The organism is Edwardsiella tarda ATCC 15947 = NBRC 105688, from assembly GCF_003113495.2.
Taxonomy (GTDB): domain Bacteria; phylum Pseudomonadota; class Gammaproteobacteria; order Enterobacterales; family Enterobacteriaceae; genus Edwardsiella; species Edwardsiella tarda.
The window spans coordinates 1,605,487-1,624,873 of the sequence record NZ_CP084506.1; the positions used below are offsets into that span (position 1 = coordinate 1,605,487).

17 protein-coding genes are annotated in these 19,387 nt (G+C 56.5%); 8 read left to right on the plus strand and 9 right to left on the minus strand.

Annotated elements, in window-relative coordinates; all coding sequences use genetic code 11:
• Positions 1-104 precede the first annotated feature (104 nt).
• Entirely contained in the window at positions 105-377 is a 273-nt protein-coding gene (gene rcnR, locus DCL27_RS07450) for a Ni(II)/Co(II)-binding transcriptional repressor RcnR (RefSeq protein ID WP_005286660.1), read from the minus strand.
• Positions 378-498: 121 nt separating this feature from the next.
• Here rcnR and DCL27_RS07455 point away from each other — a divergent pair, with 121 nt between their 5' ends.
• Positions 499-1,584, plus strand: a complete 1,086-nt coding sequence (locus DCL27_RS07455; RefSeq protein ID WP_035598044.1) for a nickel/cobalt efflux protein RcnA — start codon at positions 499-501, stop codon at positions 1,582-1,584.
• 290 nt (positions 1,585-1,874) lie between these two features.
• Here the strand turns inward: DCL27_RS07455 and DCL27_RS07460 are convergent, their stop codons facing one another.
• From DCL27_RS07460 to melR, 3 genes are all read right to left on the minus strand, one after another.
• On the minus strand, positions 1,875-3,113 hold the full coding sequence (locus tag DCL27_RS07460) for a hypothetical protein (protein ID WP_223931132.1): 1,239 nt from the start codon (positions 3,111-3,113) through the stop codon (positions 1,875-1,877).
• A 14-nt stretch (positions 3,114-3,127) separates the two neighbouring features.
• Positions 3,128-4,498 (minus strand): surface lipoprotein assembly modifier, encoded by a 1,371-nt coding sequence (locus DCL27_RS07465; RefSeq protein ID WP_035600132.1) that lies wholly within the window; start codon positions 4,496-4,498, stop codon positions 3,128-3,130.
• A 252-nt stretch (positions 4,499-4,750) separates the two neighbouring features.
• Positions 4,751-5,680 (minus strand): transcriptional regulator MelR, encoded by a 930-nt coding sequence (melR, locus tag DCL27_RS07470; protein WP_035600134.1) that lies wholly within the window; start codon positions 5,678-5,680, stop codon positions 4,751-4,753.
• Positions 5,681-5,930: 250 nt separating this feature from the next.
• Here melR and melA point away from each other — a divergent pair, with 250 nt between their 5' ends.
• Together melA and DCL27_RS07480 are read left to right on the plus strand one after the other, a co-directional pair.
• Entirely contained in the window at positions 5,931-7,283 is a 1,353-nt protein-coding gene (gene melA, locus DCL27_RS07475; RefSeq protein ID WP_035600137.1) for an alpha-glucosidase/alpha-galactosidase, read from the plus strand.
• 169 nt (positions 7,284-7,452) lie between these two features.
• Complete coding sequence (locus DCL27_RS07480) at positions 7,453-7,989, plus strand: beta/gamma crystallin-related protein (protein WP_223931131.1); 537 nt, start codon at positions 7,453-7,455, stop codon at positions 7,987-7,989.
• A 69-nt stretch (positions 7,990-8,058) separates the two neighbouring features.
• On the opposite strand, the gene DCL27_RS07485 is transcribed toward DCL27_RS07480, so the two are convergent.
• The 4 genes from DCL27_RS07485 to DCL27_RS07500 form a co-directional block, all read right to left on the minus strand.
• The gene (locus DCL27_RS07485) at positions 8,059-8,196 is read right to left on the minus strand and encodes a hypothetical protein (protein WP_005286630.1); all 138 of its coding nucleotides are present in this window, start codon (positions 8,194-8,196) and stop codon (positions 8,059-8,061) included.
• Positions 8,197-8,299: 103 nt separating this feature from the next.
• Positions 8,300-9,247: a diguanylate cyclase domain-containing protein gene (locus DCL27_RS07490; protein ID WP_005294150.1), complete on the minus strand. Its 948-nt coding sequence runs from the start codon at positions 9,245-9,247 to the stop codon at positions 8,300-8,302.
• Positions 9,231-13,796 carry a PAS domain-containing hybrid sensor histidine kinase/response regulator gene (locus DCL27_RS07495; RefSeq protein WP_035600138.1) on the minus strand — a complete coding sequence of 1,522 codons (4,566 nt, stop codon included), beginning with the start codon at positions 13,794-13,796 and terminating at the stop codon, positions 9,231-9,233. The genes DCL27_RS07490 and DCL27_RS07495 overlap by 17 nt, the downstream gene beginning before the upstream one ends.
• Positions 13,797-14,772: 976 nt before the next feature.
• A complete protein-coding gene (locus DCL27_RS07500; RefSeq protein WP_071523961.1) occupies positions 14,773-14,979 on the minus strand; it encodes a hypothetical protein in 207 nt (68 codons plus the stop codon).
• Positions 14,980-15,218: 239 nt separating this feature from the next.
• On the opposite strand from DCL27_RS07500, the gene DCL27_RS07505 reads away from it, so the two are divergent.
• A complete protein-coding gene (locus DCL27_RS07505; RefSeq protein ID WP_035594588.1) occupies positions 15,219-15,614 on the plus strand; it encodes an acyl-CoA thioesterase in 396 nt (131 codons plus the stop codon).
• A gap of 126 nt (positions 15,615-15,740) precedes the next feature.
• Complete coding sequence (locus tag DCL27_RS07510; RefSeq protein WP_005294158.1) at positions 15,741-16,172, plus strand: universal stress protein; 432 nt, start codon at positions 15,741-15,743, stop codon at positions 16,170-16,172.
• A gap of 42 nt (positions 16,173-16,214) precedes the next feature.
• On the opposite strand, the gene DCL27_RS07515 is transcribed toward DCL27_RS07510, so the two are convergent.
• Complete coding sequence (locus DCL27_RS07515; RefSeq protein WP_080582863.1) at positions 16,215-16,559, minus strand: nitrous oxide-stimulated promoter family protein; 345 nt, start codon at positions 16,557-16,559, stop codon at positions 16,215-16,217.
• Between the two features lie 471 nt (positions 16,560-17,030).
• Between DCL27_RS07515 and DCL27_RS07520 the strand changes: the two genes are divergently transcribed.
• Genes DCL27_RS07520 through DCL27_RS07530 form a run of 3 tightly spaced genes read left to right on the plus strand, consistent with a single transcriptional unit; the run spans position 17,031 to position 19,321 of the window.
• A complete protein-coding gene (locus tag DCL27_RS07520; protein WP_226086024.1) occupies positions 17,031-17,579 on the plus strand; it encodes a YfiR family protein in 549 nt (182 codons plus the stop codon).
• Positions 17,580-17,583: 4 nt separating this feature from the next.
• Positions 17,584-18,810, plus strand: coding sequence for a diguanylate cyclase domain-containing protein (locus DCL27_RS07525; protein WP_005294166.1), 1,227 nt, complete (start codon positions 17,584-17,586; stop codon positions 18,808-18,810).
• Positions 18,811-18,832: 22 nt separating this feature from the next.
• The gene (locus tag DCL27_RS07530; protein WP_005286605.1) at positions 18,833-19,321 is read left to right on the plus strand and encodes an OmpA family protein; all 489 of its coding nucleotides are present in this window, start codon (positions 18,833-18,835) and stop codon (positions 19,319-19,321) included.
• Positions 19,322-19,387 lie beyond the last annotated feature (66 nt).

Genomic DNA, 19,387 nt, shown 5'->3' on the forward strand with positions numbered 1-19,387 from the left:
TAGGGCTCACATGCACACTCAGTTTCGGCGGCGTATCTGCGGATACGCCGCGTCGCCTAAACGGGCACGTCACGCCATTCGCTGGCGCTCAGGCCGGCGATGGATCATTTAATATATGAATCCAGCACCTTGAGTACCACGGTCAGATCCTGCTCCCGCTTCTCTTCATCGCATTGATGCACGATATGTTCGCTGAGATGTCCCTTGATCACCTCCCGCATCAAGCCATTGACCGCCCCACGGATCGCGGCGATCTGCTGCAATACCGCCGCACATTCGTGTGGCTGATCCAGCATGTTTTTCAACCCATTAAGTTGCCCTTGGATCTTGTTGACGCGCGTCTGCAGGCTCTTTTTATCCCGGGTAGTATGTGACATCGGCGCCCTCCCATAACCGTAGCGTGGGAGGACTATAACACCCCTACATACTGGGGGGTAGTATTCTATACTGGGGGGGGAGTAGAATGCCGGCCACATTTCATTAGTAAGAATCATTATCATGGACACCTTTACCGCTCTGTTACAGCAAGGAAATGCCTGGTGGTTTATTCCCAGCGCCATCTTGCTGGGGATCCTCCACGGCCTGGAGCCAGGCCATTCTAAGACGATGATGGCGGCCTTTATCATCGCGATTAAAGGCACGGTACGTCAGGCTGTGATGTTGGGACTGGCCGCGACGGTTTCCCATACCGCCGTGGTGTGGCTGATCGCCTTGGGCGGAATCTTCCTCAGTCAACGCTTCACCGCGCAGTCGGTCGAGCCCTGGCTACAGCTGATTTCTGCGCTGGTGATCCTGGCGACGGCGTGCTGGATGTTTTTACGCACCTGGCGCGGTGAGCGCGGTTGGCTCGCACACCACCATCATCACCATCATGATGAATGCTGCTACCTCGATGGCGAGACAGGGCGTTTACGTCTCGCCATTCACGATGAGGCGCAGGGGGCTTACTTCCAGCTCCGCGCCGAGGCGGGACGTCTACCCCCAACCGACGAGGTGACGTTGCAGCTGACGCGTGAGAGCGGGGAGGTGGAACAGTATCGCTTCCGCTCCTGTGCCGACGACTACCAATCCGTCGAGGCGATCCCGGAGCCGCATAGCTTCACGGTGCGTTTGTTGCTCGGGCCTCGCGAGGCGCCGCAGCGTCTGAACTGTGCCTTCCATGAGCCGGATGACCATCATCATGGGCATGACGACGCGGAGTACCAGGATGCGCACGCCAAGGCGCATGCCGAGGAGATCCAGCGGAGCTTCGTCGGTAAGCGCTCGGTGAGTAATGGGCAGATCGTCCTGTTCGGCCTGACCGGGGGGTTGATCCCCTGTCCGGCGGCGATCACCATCCTGTTGATCTGTATCCAGCTGAAGGCGATCGCCCTGGGAGCGACGATGGTGCTCTGCTTCAGCCTCGGGTTGGCGATCACCCTGGTCACGGTTGGGGTCGCCGCCGCCGTTAGCGTGCGCCAGGCGAGCAAGCGTTGGCCAGGCTTTGATCGGCTGGCCGCGAAGGCGCCTTACGCCTCCTGCCTGTTGATCGGCGCGGTGGGGATCTACATGGGTCTGCATGGCTATTGGGGATTGGTGGGCTAAGCGTCGGCTCTCCCAGCCGTGGATGTGCCTTGTGGCTTACCGGGCGTGCGCCGCCCCGCCTGGTGCGTCAGCGGTTGCACCGGTTGCGATGCCGTCATCTGGCGACGATTGACATGCTGTCGGCCTCCGTGATGATGACCGCCATGCGGCGTCCGTTGGACGGGGAGCGATGCCCCGCCGAGTGCGGGTAGTGTAGGGCATTGAGCCCGCCCTGTCCGGAGAGCCCCCTAACGCGGGCTCGCGCGGCTGACGGGGATGGGGCATGGCGGAATGGCCATGCCCAAACCGGATCAGTCGCGTTTGACCCGCTGTGCGCCGAAGACGCCGCCGCGTTCTACGCTGTAGTCATCGATAAAGTTGACCTCGCCAGCGGCGACCTCGCCCTCTTTGCCATAGAAGCCGCCGACGATGTGGCCGTTAACCGCGTTACGCTGAGCATTGACACGGTGCAGCCTGGCGCCGAAGGTCCCCTCGTCGCTAACGGTATTGTCACCATCGTCCCGGATAACGTAGTCGATATCGCTGGCTAGACCCGTGCCCTTGAGAGCGCCAGTGATCTTATTATCTTGATAGTGTAGGCGGATGGCGGCCTCACGTGGGATATCGAAGTGGTTATAGAACAGGGTGCCCACATAGTCCGCCTGGGTTTCAGGGCGGCGTCTGTCGCTGGCGTTGACCGCGTAGACCAGGCTGGTGGTTGTCTGATCCTGATCATCTTCATTCTGCGCCGTTTCGCGGTGAGTATAGGTGTGCACATAGCCATAGTAACCCGCCAGCTTGCCATCGGCATCACGCAGCGTCAGGACTCTCTGACCGGTAATGGCGCGGCTATCCTTTTCATCGAGCTTGATGGGGGGAGTGACCTCGATGGCGATATTGGTCCCCTCGACCTTTACGGTGAACTCGCTGTCGGGGCTGAGTGCGTTAAAACCGGATATATGGATGGCGTCATGGGGGCCGATCTCCCGCAGGTACGCCTCATATACCGCCTCTGGTTCACCGAAGGCGGCGCTGGGGCGAACCTCGGGTGCCGTCGGCGCGGCCGGGATGGGCTGCGCGGCGATAGGGGGAACCTCGGGTGCTATCGGCGCGGCCGGGATGGGCTGCGCGGCGTTGGGGTGAACCTCGGGTGCTATCGGCGCGGCCGGGATGGGCTGAGCGGCGATAGGGGGAACCTCGGGTGCCGTCGGCGCGGCCGGAATGGGCTGAGCGGCGCTGGGGCGAACCTCGGGCGCCGTCGGCGCAGCCGGGATGGGCTGAGCGGCGCTGGGGCGAACCTCGGGTGCCGTCGGCGCGGCCGGGATGGGCTGAGCGGCGCTGGGGCGAACCTCGGGTGCCGTCGGCGCGGCCGGGACGGGCTGAGCAGTGCTGGGGAGAACCTTGGGTGCCGTCGGTGCTGGCGCGATGGCCCGCGCCTGCGCAGCATCGCCACCGCCACCGCCACCGCCACCGCCACCGCCACCGCCACCGCAGGCGGTCAATAGCGCAGAAGATAAGAGTAAGAAGAGTGTGTTATAGCGTGGTTTCATAGTTATCCCTAGCGTTAGAAAAGCTTACTAAAGGTCAGGAAGGCCATTTTTTTATCGTATTCGTAAAATGGATGATTGCTGTCACTTTTAAAATATGACAGATTGATTTTTGGCGTGATGCCAAAGTAATAAATGTCACGATGCCAGAGGGTTATCAGGGCGCCGTACTCTTTATTTCTTTGCTGAATTCCGAAGAAGTCTGTGCTATCGTAAAACTTGTTGGCGTAATTTATCTGCATGATGCTGGATATGCCGCCTGGCCACTCATTTCCCCAGCCCGCCCGCCACTTTATCCTCTGAAAGGCTAAACTCTTACGCTCAACGTTTTCACGTTGGTAGTCACTGCCCCAAAACCAAAATTGCTCGGGGCTCGAGGAATAATAGAGCGTCGTTGACAGTAGATGGTTTTTGCTGTCGCGCTGTGTGCGCCGTTTATTTGTGGTGTGACTTTTCTCAGCGTCAACGTCTATTTTCCAGCGAGGACTCAGACGGTATTCTGTCTCAATGCGCAGCCCCGGCGATGTTCCCTCGCTAGAAAGGGAGGGCGCCTGATTATCCGATGCCCATTCGCGCTCTATAAAGGGCAATAGCAACAGGGAGGCGTTAAGATCGCGTAGGCCTAGACCGGCGCTCAGACGGGCCGTTGCCTGATCGTAGCGATGATTGTTAGTGAAGTACTTCCCATAGGCCAGCGTGCGGATCTCGCTGAACAACCCCTCCGGCAATGACCAGGTCTTACTAGCGCTAAGATAGTAAGAAAAGCCCTGTCCGCTTTGCCGTTTTTCCGCCTGCCATGGGCCAATTTTTACGTTAGTGCCTGGCGCATTATTAATGTTACTCTCATTAATATAGTTAACACCTAGGTTGAACGACCAGCTGTCTTTCTGCTGTATTGCCCTGATATAGCTATCCACTATCTCATTAATCACTTCGCCGTTGCTATTAGCCCGCAGCTTATTGAATTGCAGTAGCGCAGAGGCGCGGTCTTTATTCTGAAACAGCGCGATAGCCAACTGCAGGCGGGCAATGTTTAGCTGTGGTTCCTTGGCGATGACGCGGCGGTAATAACGGATGGCGTCGCGATAATTACCCTCCTCTTTGGCTAAAATAGCCTTACCCCATGCGGCTAGATTCTCGTCGTATCCTGGCTGCGCCTGATAAAGTGGCAGCAAGATCTTGACGGCGGCGGCATCTGATTTTATCACCGCCTGGATCATGCCTTGGAAAATAATATGTGGCTGTGTTTTTAAGACTTCTTGAGAAATGACAAAGGTGTTTTTTACCGCTTGAGGTGCGCTGGCGGCATCCGCTGCGCTCATCGTTAATACGCTTAACAGAATAGCGGACCCTATCTGTAAAAGTTGCGCTTCTATTTTAATCAGCATCTAATGAATGGCTTATAATACACGCTTGTAAAAGCGATGCTTTCGTTGGTAATAAATTATTACATACGCATTCATTTTGAAACTAAACCAATGTTAAACCACACGGGAGTATCAGCCAGTTTGGTTGATTATGTGTGATGAATGTGTTCGGCTAGCGACTTGAGCCTGACAATGCTGTTTTGATAGGTTTTATAGCTATTAAAAAATTTAAATTTAGTGTTTATTGCTAATAAATGGCAGTGTGGTGATAAATTAATCTACTGACAAGCACTGCGTCGCGCCCGTGCGCGCCAGTCGACGGTACTGCTGTGGCGACATACCAACATACTTACTGAAGGTGCTGTAGAAGCGACTGCTGGAGTGGAAGCCGGCGGTTAGGGCGATGTCGAGGATCGTGCGGTCGGTATCGCTCAGTAGTACGCGCACATGGTTGATGCGCATCGACGTGATGTATTGCTTCAGCGTCATTTTCATCACCCGCTGAAACAGTGTCATCGCATAGTGAGGGTTGAGACGGACATGCTGTGCCACCTGATCGATCGTCAGCGCCCGATCGTAGTGACCGGCGATGTAGCTCAGCATCTGGCTGACGTAAAATAGGGCATGACGCGACAACGCCTGCTCGCCGCCACGCGTATGTGCCGCCTGCTCGGCCTGCTGCGAATGCCAGCCGGAGAGGCTAAAGCGTTTTAACATTAAGTAGATTTCCTCGCTGGCCAATTGATGCATGGCCGGGCTGGTGCTGGCCAGATCCTGCTGCCAGCGTTGTATCTCCTGGGACGTCAGGGGTAACGCCTGTTGCGATATCACGACGCGACCATGCGTGACGTGGTTGATCAGTTGGCGATCCAGCGGCCAGGAGAGGAAGAGATGCATCGGCAGGCTGAACAGCGCCATCTGGCGGCACCGACCGGGATCGACCAGGCGGTGGGGGGTACAGGCCCAGAATAGGGCCATATGCCCCTGCGGAATGGTGAGTTGGCGATCGTCGATGCGGTAGTGGAGGTCACCATCGAAGGGGAGATTGATCTCTAACTGGCCATGCCAATGATTGCTCGCCATGACCTGTGGTGTACAGAGGGTCACCTCGAGACGCTGGGCTTCCGAATAGAGCATCAACGGGCTGTGCGGCTGCGGATCGGTACTATTGCACATCGGTGCGCGGTGTGATGTATCCGGCATGGCTCTCTCCCTGAATCTGACGGTCGGCGGTGGGTGGCGCGCCTTTCCCGGCGTGTGCTACTGGCTACCTTACGCCTATCCGCGCGTGTCCGGCCTCTGTGTTATCCGATGATGACTCCCAAAAACTCAGATTTAATGACTTATAGCACTTAATCTAACAAAACGGGAGTTTCCTTAGCAGAATGCGGACGCCTGTTGTCCTCTGTGACTGGCACGATAATGCCATTGATAGCCTGAGCGGAGAACAGAGATGTCTACAGCTAAGATCGCCTTTATCGGCGCCGGTTCTACTATTTTCGTCAAGAATATCCTTGGCGATGTGTTTCAGCGCCCGGCCTTACGGGGGGCCGAGATCGCCTTGATGGATATCGACGCGCAACGCCTGGCGGAGTCGCAGATCGTGGTGCGTAAGTTGATGGACTCCAGCGCCGCCGGTGGGCGCATCCATTGCTATAGCGAGTTACGTCCGGCGTTGCGTGACGCCGATTTCGTGGTGGTGGCCTTCCAGATCGGGGGCTACACCCCGTGCACGGTAACCGACTTCGAGGTCTGTAACCGCCATGGATTGCGACAAACCATCGGCGACACCCTCGGGCCCGCCGGGATCATGCGGGCGCTGCGCACCATCCCCCATCTGTGGCAGATCTGCGAGGTGATGAGCGAAGTCTGCCCGCAGGCGACGATGCTAAATTACGTTAACCCGATGGCGATGAACACTTGGGCGATGTATGCGCGTTATCCGCAGATCAAGCAGGTCGGCCTGTGTCATTCGGTACAGGGCACAGCGCAGGAGTTGGCGCGTGATCTGGATATCGATCCGGCGACGCTGCGTTATCGTTGCGCCGGCATCAACCATATGGCGTTCTTCCTCTCGCTGGAGCAGAAGGGGGTGGATGGTCATTATCACGACCTCTATCCCCGCCTGTTGCAGGCCTACCGTCAGGGGCAGGCGCCCAAGCCAAATATTCATGGCAATCTGCGCTGCCCGAACATCGTACGGTATGAGTTGTTGCAGAAGCTCGGTTACTTCGTCACCGAGTCATCGGAGCATTTTGCCGAATATACTCCGTGGTTTATCAAGCCGGGACGTGAGGATCTGATCGCACACTACCAGATCCCATTGGATGAGTACCCGCGCCGTTGTGTGGAGCAACGGGAGAATTGGCAACGTGAGTTGGCGGCCTATCAGGCGGCGGAGCGTATTGAGGTGCGTCCCTCCCGCGAATATGCCAGTAGCATTATGAACGCCATCTGGACCGGGGAGCCGAGCGTGATTTACGGTAATGTGCGCAACGATGGCCTGATCGATAACCTGCCGGCCGGCTGTTGTGTCGAGGTGCCTTGCCTGGTGGACGCCAACGGGATCCAGCCGACACAGATTGGCGCCTTGCCGTCGCATCTGGCGGCGCTGATGCAGACCAATATCAACGTGCAGACGCTGCTGACCGAGGCGGTGCTGACGGAGGATCGCGAGCGGGTATATCATGCTGCGCTGCTCGACCCGCATACGGCGGCGGTGCTGGGTCTCGATGAGATCTATGCCCTGATGGATGATCTGATCGCCGCGCATGGCGATTGGTTGCCTGCCTGGTTGCGCGCCTGACGCGTTGCCGCCTTTGCACGCCGGGGGGCATAAAATCAGACGATGCCGCAATGGCTGACCTAACATTATCGGCTACTATGGCCCTGCCTGCGGCGCGTTGTGCGGCGGAGGACAGATAATAACAGGTGTTAGCGGATAGGGTATGGCAGCTATGTTGAAAGGATTATGTGTGGCATCGTTATTGGCATTGGGGGGTTGCGCCGATGCCTCCATCGTGATCAATCATGTCGATAATTTCTCGGGGTATCGGGGCGAGAGCGGCGGCGGGCAGATCTACGTCTGCACCTTGACGCCGTTTAACAACGTCTACGCCGATGCCGGGCGTAGCGAACAGATCGCCCGTTATAAAGTGGGGCAGCGTTGCGAACGGGGCCAGGGTGAGGGCAGCCTGTTCTGCCGTACCAAGGAGGCGGTCTGCACCACCACCACCTTGGACGGCTCGGCGGGTGAGGGATCGGCGCAATTGGTGGTGTATGAGGACGCGCGGCAGCGTGGCGCCTCATTGATCATCGATCGAGATATTCCCGATCTGTCGAACTATGGCTTCGCCGATCGCATCTCCTCCTTCTCGGTGCCACGAGGATGGACGGTGCGTTTCTATGAGGGGCGTAACTATAGCGGCGGCTACTATACCCGTCATGGTGGGGCGCAGGAGGCAACCGATTTTAACGATCGGGTCCAATCGATTCGCATTCTGAGCCGTTGAGTCAAACCGTATGGCGGCGGTCGCGCCGCCTGGCCTCATGACTAGCGCGATGACTGAGGCGACAGGGCGCTAGCGGGGAGCCAACCCCAGCAGCGACATGACGCTGGCTTTATCCAGATAGATGGCGGCGAGGAAGAGCAGGCTGCCCAAGAGGCAGACACCGCCAGACAACCCCATCACAATCAGCAGTGTACTTACCTTCTTCATCGTGCGCTCCACGCGTACTCGTTTAGCGGTGCGGCCCCTGCCGCTCCTCCTCTCACATGATCTTCACTGTAGCATAGCGGGAGGGGCCAAATGAATCCTCCGATTAATCTTGCGCGTGGAATGGCGCCGCGCAGCAGCGATTACGCCCTTGGGCCTTCGCCTGATACAGCAGGCTATCCGTCTGCTGGAGAAAGTCGGCCGCCTGGGCGTCACCGGTCAGGGTCGCGCAGCAGACGCCGGCGCTGACGGTGAGGAATGGTACGCTCCCGCCCGGATGCTCGATACTGAGTGCTTGAACACTATTACGTATTCGCTCCGCGCATGCCTGCGCATCGATCAGGGCCGTGGCGGGTAACAGGCAGATGAACTCCTCACCGCCATAACGCGCCACCAGGTCGCCGGGATGGGTCAACGCGCCGCGTAAGGCGGCCGCGACTTGACGTAAGGCATCGTCGCCGCGTAGGTGGCCGTAGCGATCGTTATAGTCTTTGAAGCGGTCGACATCGAATAGGATCAGGCTGAGCGGCGTCTGGTAGCGCTGTACGTGATGCCATTCGTGGCTGAATTGGGTGTCGAAGTAACGCCGGTTATAGACACCGGTTAACCCATCCAGGTAGGCTAGTTGGCGCAGCAGATCCGACTGCATCTTTAGGAGCATATGGGTGTTGACCCGAGCGCGCACGATGTTGTGGTTGATCGGTTTGCTGATGAAGTCGACCGCGCCAGCGCGTAGGCCCGCGGTCTCGCTGTTCTCGTCGATATGGGCGGTGATGAAGATCACCGGAATGTCTTGTGTCTGCGGTGCCGCCTTGAGGCGTTGGCAGACCTCCAATCCATTCATGTCAGGCATCTCAATATCCAATAACACCAGATCGGGATGCTGATTCATACAGATATTGAGCGCCTGCTGGCCGTTAGTGGCCATAAAGACGGTGTGATCATCGGCGAACAGCTGGTAAAGCAGCTGGATGTTGAGCGGTTCGTCATCGACGATTAACAGCCGTGGGCGTTCGCGTCCCGGCAAGTTAAAGGCGCTATAGGGGGTCTGCATAGCCGTCATGCTCCTGTTGGGCGCGATGTGTGTGGGCCAGGTAGTCGCGGCATAGGCCTTGGGCCCGGCTAAAGTCGAGGCGACTGATGGCGGTTTCGAGAGCCGTTAATGTATCGCCCAGTGTATGGCCCTCTGGATGAGCGGCCAGTTGCCGCATCTGCTCTAGCGCCGCCATGTCGCTATTTTCCAGCAGGGTGAGCAGTCGTTGCAGTTGTTCGTCTAGCGGCAGCGACGGCGTGCTCGGCATGGCGGCAGGCTCCTCGCGGTGCAACTCGGCGGCGAGCTGTTGGCTAAAGGTGCGTAGTTGAGTCTCCAGTTGGCGGCAGAACGCCGTGATGTCGGCGACGCACTCTCGGATGGCTGGCGTGATGTTGCCATCTTCGATCTGTCGCAGACGGGATTCGCCGTCACGCGCCCGGGTAAAGAGTGCGTCGTGGCCGAGTTGGGCCGCCAACCCCTTCAGCGAATGCAGCGCGCGGGTGGCGGCCGCGAGATCGGCGTCGGCCATGTGGCGCTCCAGCTGTGCCGGGAAGTCACGTAACTCATCCAGGAACAGGCTTAATAGATGGTGGTAGAGCGCCAAATCCCCCTCTAAGCGTGCCAACGCGCCACTTAGGGCAATGCCATGCTGGCAGGCGAGCTGCTCCAGTGTCGCGGGTAGTGGCGCTGGCATGCTCGGTGCTATCGCCTGTGGCGCCGTGAGCGGTGGGGTGAGCAGATGTTTCTGAATGGTCTGGATCAGCTCACGCAGATTAAAGGGTTTGCCGATATGGTCGTTCATGCCGGCCGCGAGACAGGCTTGGCGATCGGAGACCATGGCGTTGGCCGTCATGGCGATGATCGGTAAGGTGTGGAGCGCGAGATGGCTACGAATATATTGGGTCGCGTTGATACCATCCATCACCGGCATCTGGAGATCCATCAACACCAGATCGAAACCTTGCGGTGTGGCCTTCAGGCGATCGATGGCCTCCTGCCCGTGGGCGGCGAGGGTCACGATGGCGCCCTCATCCTCCAGTAACTCGCGGGCGATCTGTTGGTTATTCTGGTTGTCCTCAACCACCAGGATGCGGACGCCGTTCAACGGTTTGCCGCTGTGCGGCACGGGGGCGGGAGGTGCGATCTGCGTCAGGTTTTGTCGTTCGCGCAATGCACCGGCGACGCTATCCAGCAGCATCAAGGGGGTGACGGGTTTCAGCAGGAAACCGTCGAGAATGCCTTGCTCCTCGCTACTGCGTTGCAGCAGGCATTCGCGGTCGTTGGCGGTGACCATCACCAAGAGCGGCAACTGTTTTTCATGCAGGCGGCTGCGTAGTCGCTGGATGGTTTGCCAGCCATCGAGTCCTGGCATGAGCCAGTCGATAAATAACACATCATAGGGATCGCCCGCCTGTTGTTGCTGGGCAATCAGTGTCAGCGCCTGTTCCCCCTCTGCCGCACAGTCGACTCGCCAACCTAGAGTCAGTGCCATCTGTTGCAGCAGGCTACGTGCGGTGGGATTGTCGTCCACCATCAGTACATGCAGCCCTAACAAAGCCTGACGTCGTTGTTCGTCGTCGCTATGTTGCTCTGCCGCCAGCGGCAGCGTCAGGGTGAAGTGAAACAGGCTACCTTTACCCGGCTCGCTCTCGAGTTCTAGGGTACTCCCCATCATGGCGACAAAGCGTTGGCTGATGGAGAGCCCCAGACCGGTACCGCCGAAGCGGCGGGTGATGGAGGCCTCGGCCTGTGAGAAACCACTAAAGATCAGGCGCTGTTTCTCCGGCGCGATGCCGATACCGGTGTCGCGGACCCCGAAGTGTAGCGTGGCGTTTTGCGCATCCTGTTCGATCAGATGGATGAAGAGTACTACTTCGCCCTGCTCGGTAAACTTGAGGGCGTTGCCGCCGAGATTGATCAGCACCTGTTGCAGGCGCAGGCTGTCGCCGATCAGCCAGCGGGGAAGACGCGGATCGATGTCAAACAGTACTTCGACCGGTTTCTTGTGCGAGTTGCTGGCGAGGATGACGGCGAGATCTTGCAGCAGGGCGCAGAGATTAAAGGGCTCGGCCTCCAGCTCCATCTTGCCGGCTTCGATCTTGGAGTAGTCCAGGATGTCGTTGAGCAGGCGTAATAGCGCCTGGGCCGCCGCCTCACTCTTGGTAGCGTAGTCCGTCTGGCGGTGAGTCAGGCCAGACTTGAGCAGCAGGGCCAGCATGCCCAGGATCGCATTGAGGGGGGTGCGCAGCTCGTGGCTCATGTTTGCCAGGAAGGCCGACTTGGCTTGGTTGGCATTTTCGGCCGCCAGTTTGGCGGCTTGTAGTGTGGCTTCGGCCTGACGCTGACGGGTGATGTCGCGGTTGATACCGACGAGCATCAGGGTATCGCCGACGCCTTGGTATTCGACGACGGCGGCGGATTCGATGATGCGCTCCTGGCCGTTGACGTGAATACGGAATACTTGACGACATACCTGCCCCTGGCCGGCTCGCAGGGTGGCTTGTAGGGTGCGATCGACCTCGGCGACGTCGTCGGGGTGGATCAGCGTGTGCCAGTAACCATACAGCCGGTGGGGGTCTTGCATCGCCGGTGGGATGGCGTAGATCGCGTTCATGGTATCGTCAAAGGTGAGGGTGCCGTCGGCCATGCTCCAGCTCCAGACCCCAAGTTCGGCCACCTCGGTCGCGCGTTGCAGTTGGTTACGCGCGATGCTCAGGTTGATCTGCAGGGTCTTCGCCTGGGTGATGTCGAACTGAATGGCGATATATTTCTCGATCCGCCCCTCGGCATCCTTGAAGGGGGCGATGGTGGTGTCGACCCAATACAGGCGCCCGTCCAAGGTACGATTGCAGATCTCGCCGCGCCAGGCCTCCTCTTGGCGTAAGGTCTCCCACAGCTGGCGCCAGAAGGCCGGTGGATGAATGCCGGAGTTGACGATCGAGGGAGAATTGCCCAGGAGTTCCTCGCGACGATAGCCGGTGATCTGACAGTAGGCGTCGTTGACCTCGATCAGCCGGCGCTGGCGATCGGTGATGGCGATGATACCGTGAACGTTCAGCGTGGTGAGGAGCGCATCGTTGTCGCGCAGGGCGGCTTCAAGGCGATGCTGAGTATTCTTACGTTCGGTGATATCCGATTCGACCGCCATATAGCCGATCAGGGCATGATTGGCGTCGTAACGTGGCTGGATCTCCATCTCGATCCAGTAGTCGATGCCGGTTTTGGTGCGATTCAGCAATTCGCCCTTGAAGGGGAGGCCGTCATTCAGTGCCTGGCGAATGGCGAGTACCGTTTCGGGCTGGGTATTTTCGCATTGCAGCAACTGGCCAGGCGACTTACCCAGTACATCGTCGTGGCGGTAACCGGTGATACGCTCGAAGCCGTCATTGACCCAGGTGATACGCCGTTGAGGATCGGTCAGGATCACCGCGTTAGAGGTGTTACGGGCGACCAGAGCCAGACGTTCCAGATCGGCGGTCATATTGAGCGCGAGGCGTTCGGCGCGGTAACGGCTAAGGATCTGTTGGCGTAACAGGGAGGTGAATAGCACGCTCAACAGGACGCCGAAGGCGAACAATAGCCAAGGCGAGTAGTGGTTGATCGAGGCCTCGAAATGTGAGGTGCTGCTAACGCGTAGCAGCATGGCGCGTCCGGCTAGCGTGATCGGAATGGTGCGGATAAATACGCGCGCACTGACATCCTGCTGACTGTGTGGAATGACGGTATCGGGCTCCAGTAGTTTACTGTTATCAGCGTCGAAGATCAGGTTGTCGCGTTTTAACTCGTGGGTATTGTCATAGAGTTCTATGTCTACCCGCCCGGAAGTGTATTCGGGAATGTTATGCAGTAGTTCGGCGATCACCAGCGGTGAGTAGATGATGCCGAGCAGCGCGGCGCGGCGCTGTTCGGGCGTTTGGAGTAGCGCGCTCTCCATGGTGTAGACCGGTAGATAAAGTAGTGCGCCGGGTTGTCGCTGTTTATCCTGTACCAGATGGATGGGGCCAGTGAGCGAGGGTTGGCCACTGTCGATGGCTTTCTGTAGTGCGGCCCAGCGCACCGGTTCGGAGCGCACATCGAGCCCCTGTGCACCCTGGTTAGGTGAAAGAGGCTGAATATATTTAATCAGGTAAAGGTCTCCGACATTATTGGGTTGTAGCTGGTGTGGCGTAAAACCGGGGCTGTTGTCGTTACGGGTTGCCTGGGTGAAACGTTGTAAATCATCGCGTGGGACGCGTTGGATAAAGCCAATACCACGCACTCCGGGATATTGCCGTGGGAGATCTAACGCACGAATATAGTCGCTGAATTGATTTGCGTTGATCTGATGATAGGTTTCATAGAGCCCCTTGGCGGCGTTTAATCCATAGAGTGGCAGTGTGAAACGGCGTGTGACCTCACCTGCGACACGTTCAACGTTACGGGTGAACTCCGCTTCGGTATTGTCCTTGATCTGGTTGTAGAGCCAGTGTGCGCTGAGCGCGGATAAGAGGATACCCAGGACCAATACCGCCAGGGAGAGACGGTAGGCCGAGGCGGGGGGCTTTACTGCCTGTGCGGTATAGGCTGTCATGGACGATGCGATCCTAATCTCGTTCACCTTTCTCCAAGGCTAGTCCAATTTTACCCATCGTGTGAAACCCATCCCGCCTCGCGTTGGTGAGTTCGATGCGCGCGCTTTTGTTATCCGAATACCAGGAAAGGTGCTTACATCACATGCTTTTTCGCAACATTTAATCTTGCTGTGAAACATCCTGAGCCCAGGAGCGGCGCGGCTTGCGCGAGGATTAGTGTTCAAACTATTTTTGAACAATTAAAAAAAAGTTTGGATTAGGTGTTGATTAACGCCAGAGATGCGCTAATATCACTCACGAAATAGAGATGTAGCTCACACTTTTATGGAGTTTATGATGAAAAACGTTAAATCCTTTATGCATGACTTGAACTCTGTTTTGTTGAAATTGACGGCTCAGACTTACTACTGAGCATAGCGGCACGCACGCGGCCGGTTTGTTGGCTGCGTGCCCGTTTACACCTTGCCTGCCCAACTGCCCAACTGCCCAACTGCCCAACTGCCCAACTGCCCAACTGCCCAACTGCCCAACTGCCCAACTGCCCACCGCCGATCCTGCTCTCCCTCCCGCCCATGCGGCCCTTCAAAGATCCTTGCGTTCAGCGTGAGTACGACAAAAGATGATGGGAGTGTGAGCGCCATCATGTGGCGGGCTGGCGCTTTATGGGCGAAAGGGTAGAGTAAGACAGGATATCCTTGCGAAGGAGTTTCTTATGAAGCTGGTCAGGCAAATCCTGCGTAGCTGCTATGTCAGCTACCTGTTGAGTCTCCTGGCATTGATTGCCTTTGGCCCCAATGATGCGCCGTCACCGATTACGCCGGAGAAGCTGTAAGGCCAGGGGAAGTAAGGTGAGGGCCGGGGTGAGTCGCGTAGAGACGCGTCCCCGCTGTTTTATGGCTCTGAGGCGGTATGAGGAACGATGAGTGATGGGGCGCGGCGTGAGGCGGCGCCCCATCTGTTGTGTATTGCGTTGTACTAGGGCTGTGGCGGTTTTTCGTGCTCGTCGCGGTAGACTTCCCCGCAGAAGAGAACCGCGTTGGGACGACGCTGATGCAGTTTGTCGATCATCTGCTGGCACTCGCGGTGTGTGGGGTATATATCTTCTGTGACGGGCAGAGCATCACAGGCATCATGGCCACATGGGCTGACCAGCAGAACAAATCCGACTAAAACATCGACCATCTATCTATCCCATTCCTCATGCTACCCGCGTAATGTGTCTAGCGTGTTATCGAGTCTATTGCCAGCTTATGGCTAGCTAGCATAGCGGCTTCGTCCGACCTGCTGTTATGTATATGGTGCTTACTATGCAGAAATTCAATCTATTATTGCTGGCAAGGGGAAAATATGTGGCCTAGCTAGCAGCGTCAGCATGGTAAAATCATTGCTCCTATAAGTTATGCTTGCTGTACATCATTATTATGAATTCACCTGCTATCGAACAAAAGATCGCCCAGTCGGCCACTCGGGTGGCAAAAGTCGTTTTTCCCACCACGATTAATCATCACTCCACACTGTTTGGCGGCACCGCCCTGGCCTGGATGGATGAGGTCGCCTTTATTACCGCCACCCGTTTCTGTCGTAAACGCCTGGTGACGGTCTCCACGGAGCGTATTAATTTTCAGCACCCGATCCCTTCGGGATCGATCGTCGAGTTAGTGGGGCGAGTCACTCGCGTAGGCCGTACCAGCCTAACGGTGAGTGTGACCATTTTTCTTGAGGATATGTATCACGAAGGGTGCGAAGAAGTGATCAATGGTCAGTTCAACTTCGTGGCGGTGGATGATGATGGGCGGCCCCAGCCTTTATTCGCGTGATCATCCTGTTAAAACGTTTGCCTGTGGGAAAAATGTTAACTGGCTCGATAAACCAGCGACATAGCGCCCTTTTTGATTTTGGCGGTGCTAACATCGCTAATAGGCAAACATAACAGGAGGTTTATGATGTATAAGACGATTTTGGTTCCTGTCGATCTGGATGAGATGACGTTGACCGAGGCCGCCCTGACCGAGGTGAGAGCGCTAGCGGCGCAGGATGTCGTGCAGATCAGTTTGCTCTATGTGATGCAGGTTCCGGATTGCTCCTTGAGTCGCTTAAATAAAGAGACGCAGCGCTTCGAAGATATCTTGGCGGACGAGTGCCTGGCGAAGATGCAGACGCTCGCCGAGTCGATTCCGTTGACGGAGCCAAGTCGTATTAGCTGTCAGATCCGCAAGGGGTCGATCTACGATGAGGTGCTGAAACAGGCCCAAGAGATCGACGCCGATCTGATCGTGATTGGCTCACGCCGGCCGAGCATGTCCACCTATTTGCTCGGTTCTAACGCGACCAAGATCGTCCGCCATGCGGCGACCAGCGTCTTGGTGGTGCGTTGAGTCGCGCCACGCGGCATCATCAGCCAGACGGCGTGAGCCACATTAGTTGCGCTCACGCCGTTTTCGTTCAGGGATAGGCGGCACCGGGCGGCGATCATCGTGTAGATGGCGTAGCGCGAGGATCGGGTGGCGCCATATCATGCGAGGCCCTGCCCAACGCATGATGCTTTTCATCTCCTCCCGTTTAGCCGGCTGGTAACAATGGATGGGGCATTGTTTACAGGCGGGCTTCTCCTCACCAAAGGGGCAACGGTCTAGGCGATTGCAGGCGTACTGATAGAGTTGCTGGTAGTGTGCCGGATCGGCCAATGCTGCCGGGGCGCTCGATTGATACAGCGCGATCATACGCTGGATGGTGAGTTTCTCTCGTTGTAACCGTTTTCCCATCATTAACCCCTTGTGGGACGCCGCTGGCGCCAGTTGCCGATGGCATGTGATGACCCTATGCGGACCGGGCGGTCAGTACCGTTTAACCAAACTTGTCTATAATAACGGTAGTTACGCTAAATTGTTAAGAGGATAGCGTCTGCGTGAGGTTGTAGTCGCACTGTTGTCACCTATTTTCTCTCGCTTATCTACAGCGATTAAAGAATAGCGTATCGCGTCCGATAGATCCTAAGCGGAGGGAAGCGTCAGCTATCTATACGTTCTTCCTCTGCCGTGCTGGTTCGCCTCACATTTATTTGGTTTGGCGCTATCATGCATCCAGACTAAAGAAAAATCCTATTCTTTAATTGTGTACTTTTTTTAGACTTAATGGTTTCATCCTCGAGCGGATGAAATAGTTGTGGGGATAATAGCCCCAGTTTTCACAGAGATAAAATGGGGAGTGATTGAGTCTGCTGCATGAATTTCACAATGTATCATCCGCTTAAATACGGGGTCATGTGTGTGCTGGCCTGTTGTCTCTTGTTCGGGATCCTTTGTTCGCCGGCGCATGCGCTTAGCGGTGAGCAGCGGGATGACCTACAACAGCAGCGGGAGCGAGACGTCGCCCGCATCGTGACTGGAATGATCAGCTTTACTCGCTGGCGCCCGCCATCGCAGCCGATCCGCCTATGCATCATTCCACCGACACGCTTTGCCCATCAGTTAGTGTCTATGCCGGCGACAGCTCAGCTCAGTGTGCGCGAGGTTGCTTTTGCGCCGCAGACTATTCTGCAGCAGTGCGATGCCGTCTATTACGGTGATGTCACGCCCGAACAGCAACAGTCAGTGATCAGTTTGCTACAGGGGAAAAGTTTGTTAACCATCGCGGAAGATAACCGTGAATGCAGTAAAGGCAGTGCGTTTTGCCTGCAATTGGGGAAACAAAGCGTCAACTTCGAGTTAAATTTGGATACGCTGGCGCGCAGCAACATACAGGTCAACCCCAATGTGCTGCTCTTGGCAAAGAGAAAAGGGTAACAGGGTGAAACGCTTATTTTCCAAGGGAGTCAGCTCACGTCAAACTCGCCCGACATTACGGCGCATGTTTCAGCGTATTCACCTGATGATCATTGCCGTGACGTTATTACTGGCGGGAATACCGCTATCATTATTATCGCTATTCACGCTACGTAGTTATGCAGAACATAATCTGCAATTGGTGGCGATGACCATCAGTTATACCAGTGAGGCGGCGGTGGTATTTAATGATAAACCCGCTGCGTTAGATGCCCTGAATATGATCGCTAAGCGCGAGCAGATCGCCGAGGCGACGATTAGTAATGCACAACATCAAGTCTGGGTTCGTTGGTATTCGCCGACGCCGACCGATGAGCGGGTGAACCGCCTGCTGCGTGGTTGGCTACTACCCAGCGCCGTGAGCGGGCCGATCGAACACAATGGCCAATTGATCGGTTATGTTTCCTTGAAGGCGGATGGCTCGATGCTGATGCATTTCTTGGGCTATTTCCTCTTAGGTATGTTGTGTTGCCTGATCTTGATTGCCTTACTTTCGCTCTATCTCGTGCAGCGGATGCATACCGGTATTGTGGATGAGTTATATGCCATCGCGAAGGTGGCGCGTCAGGTTCGTGAGCGGCGCAGCTATTCGCTGCGCGTACCGCATTCGCAGATCGCGGAGATCGAAGAGTTAAGCCGAGGGTTTAACAGCTTGTTGATCGAAGTGGAGTCACAACATGACTCATTAGTGAATGAGAATGGGGTCTTAAGCTATAAGGCGTTACACGATCCGTTGACCGGTTTGCCGAATCGTACCTGCTTTATGAATATGTTGGAGAGCTTGAATCCGCAACAGGAGCAGATATGCGTGATGTTTCTGGATGGGGATGGTTTTAAGAGTATTAACGACGGCTGGGGTCATGCGGCAGGGGACCACGTATTAATCGAGGTGGCCAGTCGCCTGAGCAAACAGATTCGAAAAACGGATATGGTGGCGCGTTTGGGCGGGGATGAGTTTGCCATTTTATTGCGCAATATCGAGCATACCGACGAAGCTGAGCGCGTTGCCCAGGGGATATTACAGGCGGTACCACAACCGATCACGCTGGCTAATGGGGTACACGTTAGCATGACGTTCAGTATTGGGTTGACCTTTTCTGTGCCTGATAGTCAGCTGAGTGACTTGTTGGAGAGGGCAGATAGCGCCATGTACCAGAGTAAACAGCGGGGCGGTGGTTGGAGTATTGGTTAGCTACTAATAATAAGGAATAGATATGGTCAGAACGAAGCATATTGCCTGGTTGATGGGCGTGCTGATCGGTGGTATGGCGCTGAGTGGTTGTCAGCGAAAAGAGACCTTCTCGGCGCAGCAGGTGGCGGTGTTACAACAACAAGGCTTCATTCAAGGTAATGATGGGTGGAGTTTTGGCATGTCAGAGAAGGTGCTATTCGGTAATAACCAATTTGTTCTACGTCCAGAGAGCCAGGCGCATGTCGCCGAGATTGGCCGAGCGTTATCGAAGGTCGCCATCCTGCATGCTCGTTTGGACGGTTATACCGATAACTATGGGACGGATGCCTATAATCAACAGTTGTCCCTGAAGCGGGCCGATAAGGTCGCGGATGCCCTGGCCAGCGGCGGTATGCCTCGCGCGAACCTCACCACGCGTGGCATGGGCAAACGTGATCCGATTGCCGATAATGCGACACGGCAAGGGCGAGCGGAGAACCGGCGCGTCGCCATTATCATCCAGGCACCTTAATCGCAATTGTCAGCGGCTATCTTAGCGGGGTAGCCGTGCGGTCGACCACCTCTGCGCTTTACAGCA

Bases quoted from the DNA above. Each gene is read 5' to 3' on its own strand.
- rcnR (WP_005286660.1), bottom strand. From the start codon at position 377: ATGTCACATACTACCCGGGATAAAAAGAGCCTGCAGACGCGCGTCAAC.
- DCL27_RS07455 (WP_035598044.1), top strand. From the start codon at position 499: ATGGACACCTTTACCGCTCTGTTACAGCAAGGAAATGCCTGGTGGTTT.
- DCL27_RS07460 (WP_223931132.1), bottom strand. From the start codon at position 3,113: ATGAAACCACGCTATAACACACTCTTCTTACTCTTATCTTCTGCGCTA.
- DCL27_RS07465 (WP_035600132.1), bottom strand. From the start codon at position 4,498: ATGCTGATTAAAATAGAAGCGCAACTTTTACAGATAGGGTCCGCTATT.
- melR (WP_035600134.1), bottom strand. From the start codon at position 5,680: ATGCCGGATACATCACACCGCGCACCGATGTGCAATAGTACCGATCCG.
- melA (WP_035600137.1), top strand. From the start codon at position 5,931: ATGTCTACAGCTAAGATCGCCTTTATCGGCGCCGGTTCTACTATTTTC.
- DCL27_RS07485 (WP_005286630.1), bottom strand. From the start codon at position 8,196: ATGAAGAAGGTAAGTACACTGCTGATTGTGATGGGGTTGTCTGGCGGT.
- DCL27_RS07490 (WP_005294150.1), bottom strand. From the start codon at position 9,247: ATGCAGACCCCCTATAGCGCCTTTAACTTGCCGGGACGCGAACGCCCA.
- DCL27_RS07495 (WP_035600138.1), bottom strand. From the start codon at position 13,796: ATGACAGCCTATACCGCACAGGCAGTAAAGCCCCCCGCCTCGGCCTAC.
- DCL27_RS07500 (WP_071523961.1), bottom strand. From the start codon at position 14,979: ATGGTCGATGTTTTAGTCGGATTTGTTCTGCTGGTCAGCCCATGTGGC.
- DCL27_RS07505 (WP_035594588.1), top strand. From the start codon at position 15,219: ATGAATTCACCTGCTATCGAACAAAAGATCGCCCAGTCGGCCACTCGG.
- DCL27_RS07510 (WP_005294158.1), top strand. From the start codon at position 15,741: ATGTATAAGACGATTTTGGTTCCTGTCGATCTGGATGAGATGACGTTG.
- DCL27_RS07515 (WP_080582863.1), bottom strand. From the start codon at position 16,559: ATGGGAAAACGGTTACAACGAGAGAAACTCACCATCCAGCGTATGATC.
- DCL27_RS07520 (WP_226086024.1), top strand. From the start codon at position 17,031: ATGTATCATCCGCTTAAATACGGGGTCATGTGTGTGCTGGCCTGTTGT.
- DCL27_RS07530 (WP_005286605.1), top strand. From the start codon at position 18,833: ATGGTCAGAACGAAGCATATTGCCTGGTTGATGGGCGTGCTGATCGGT.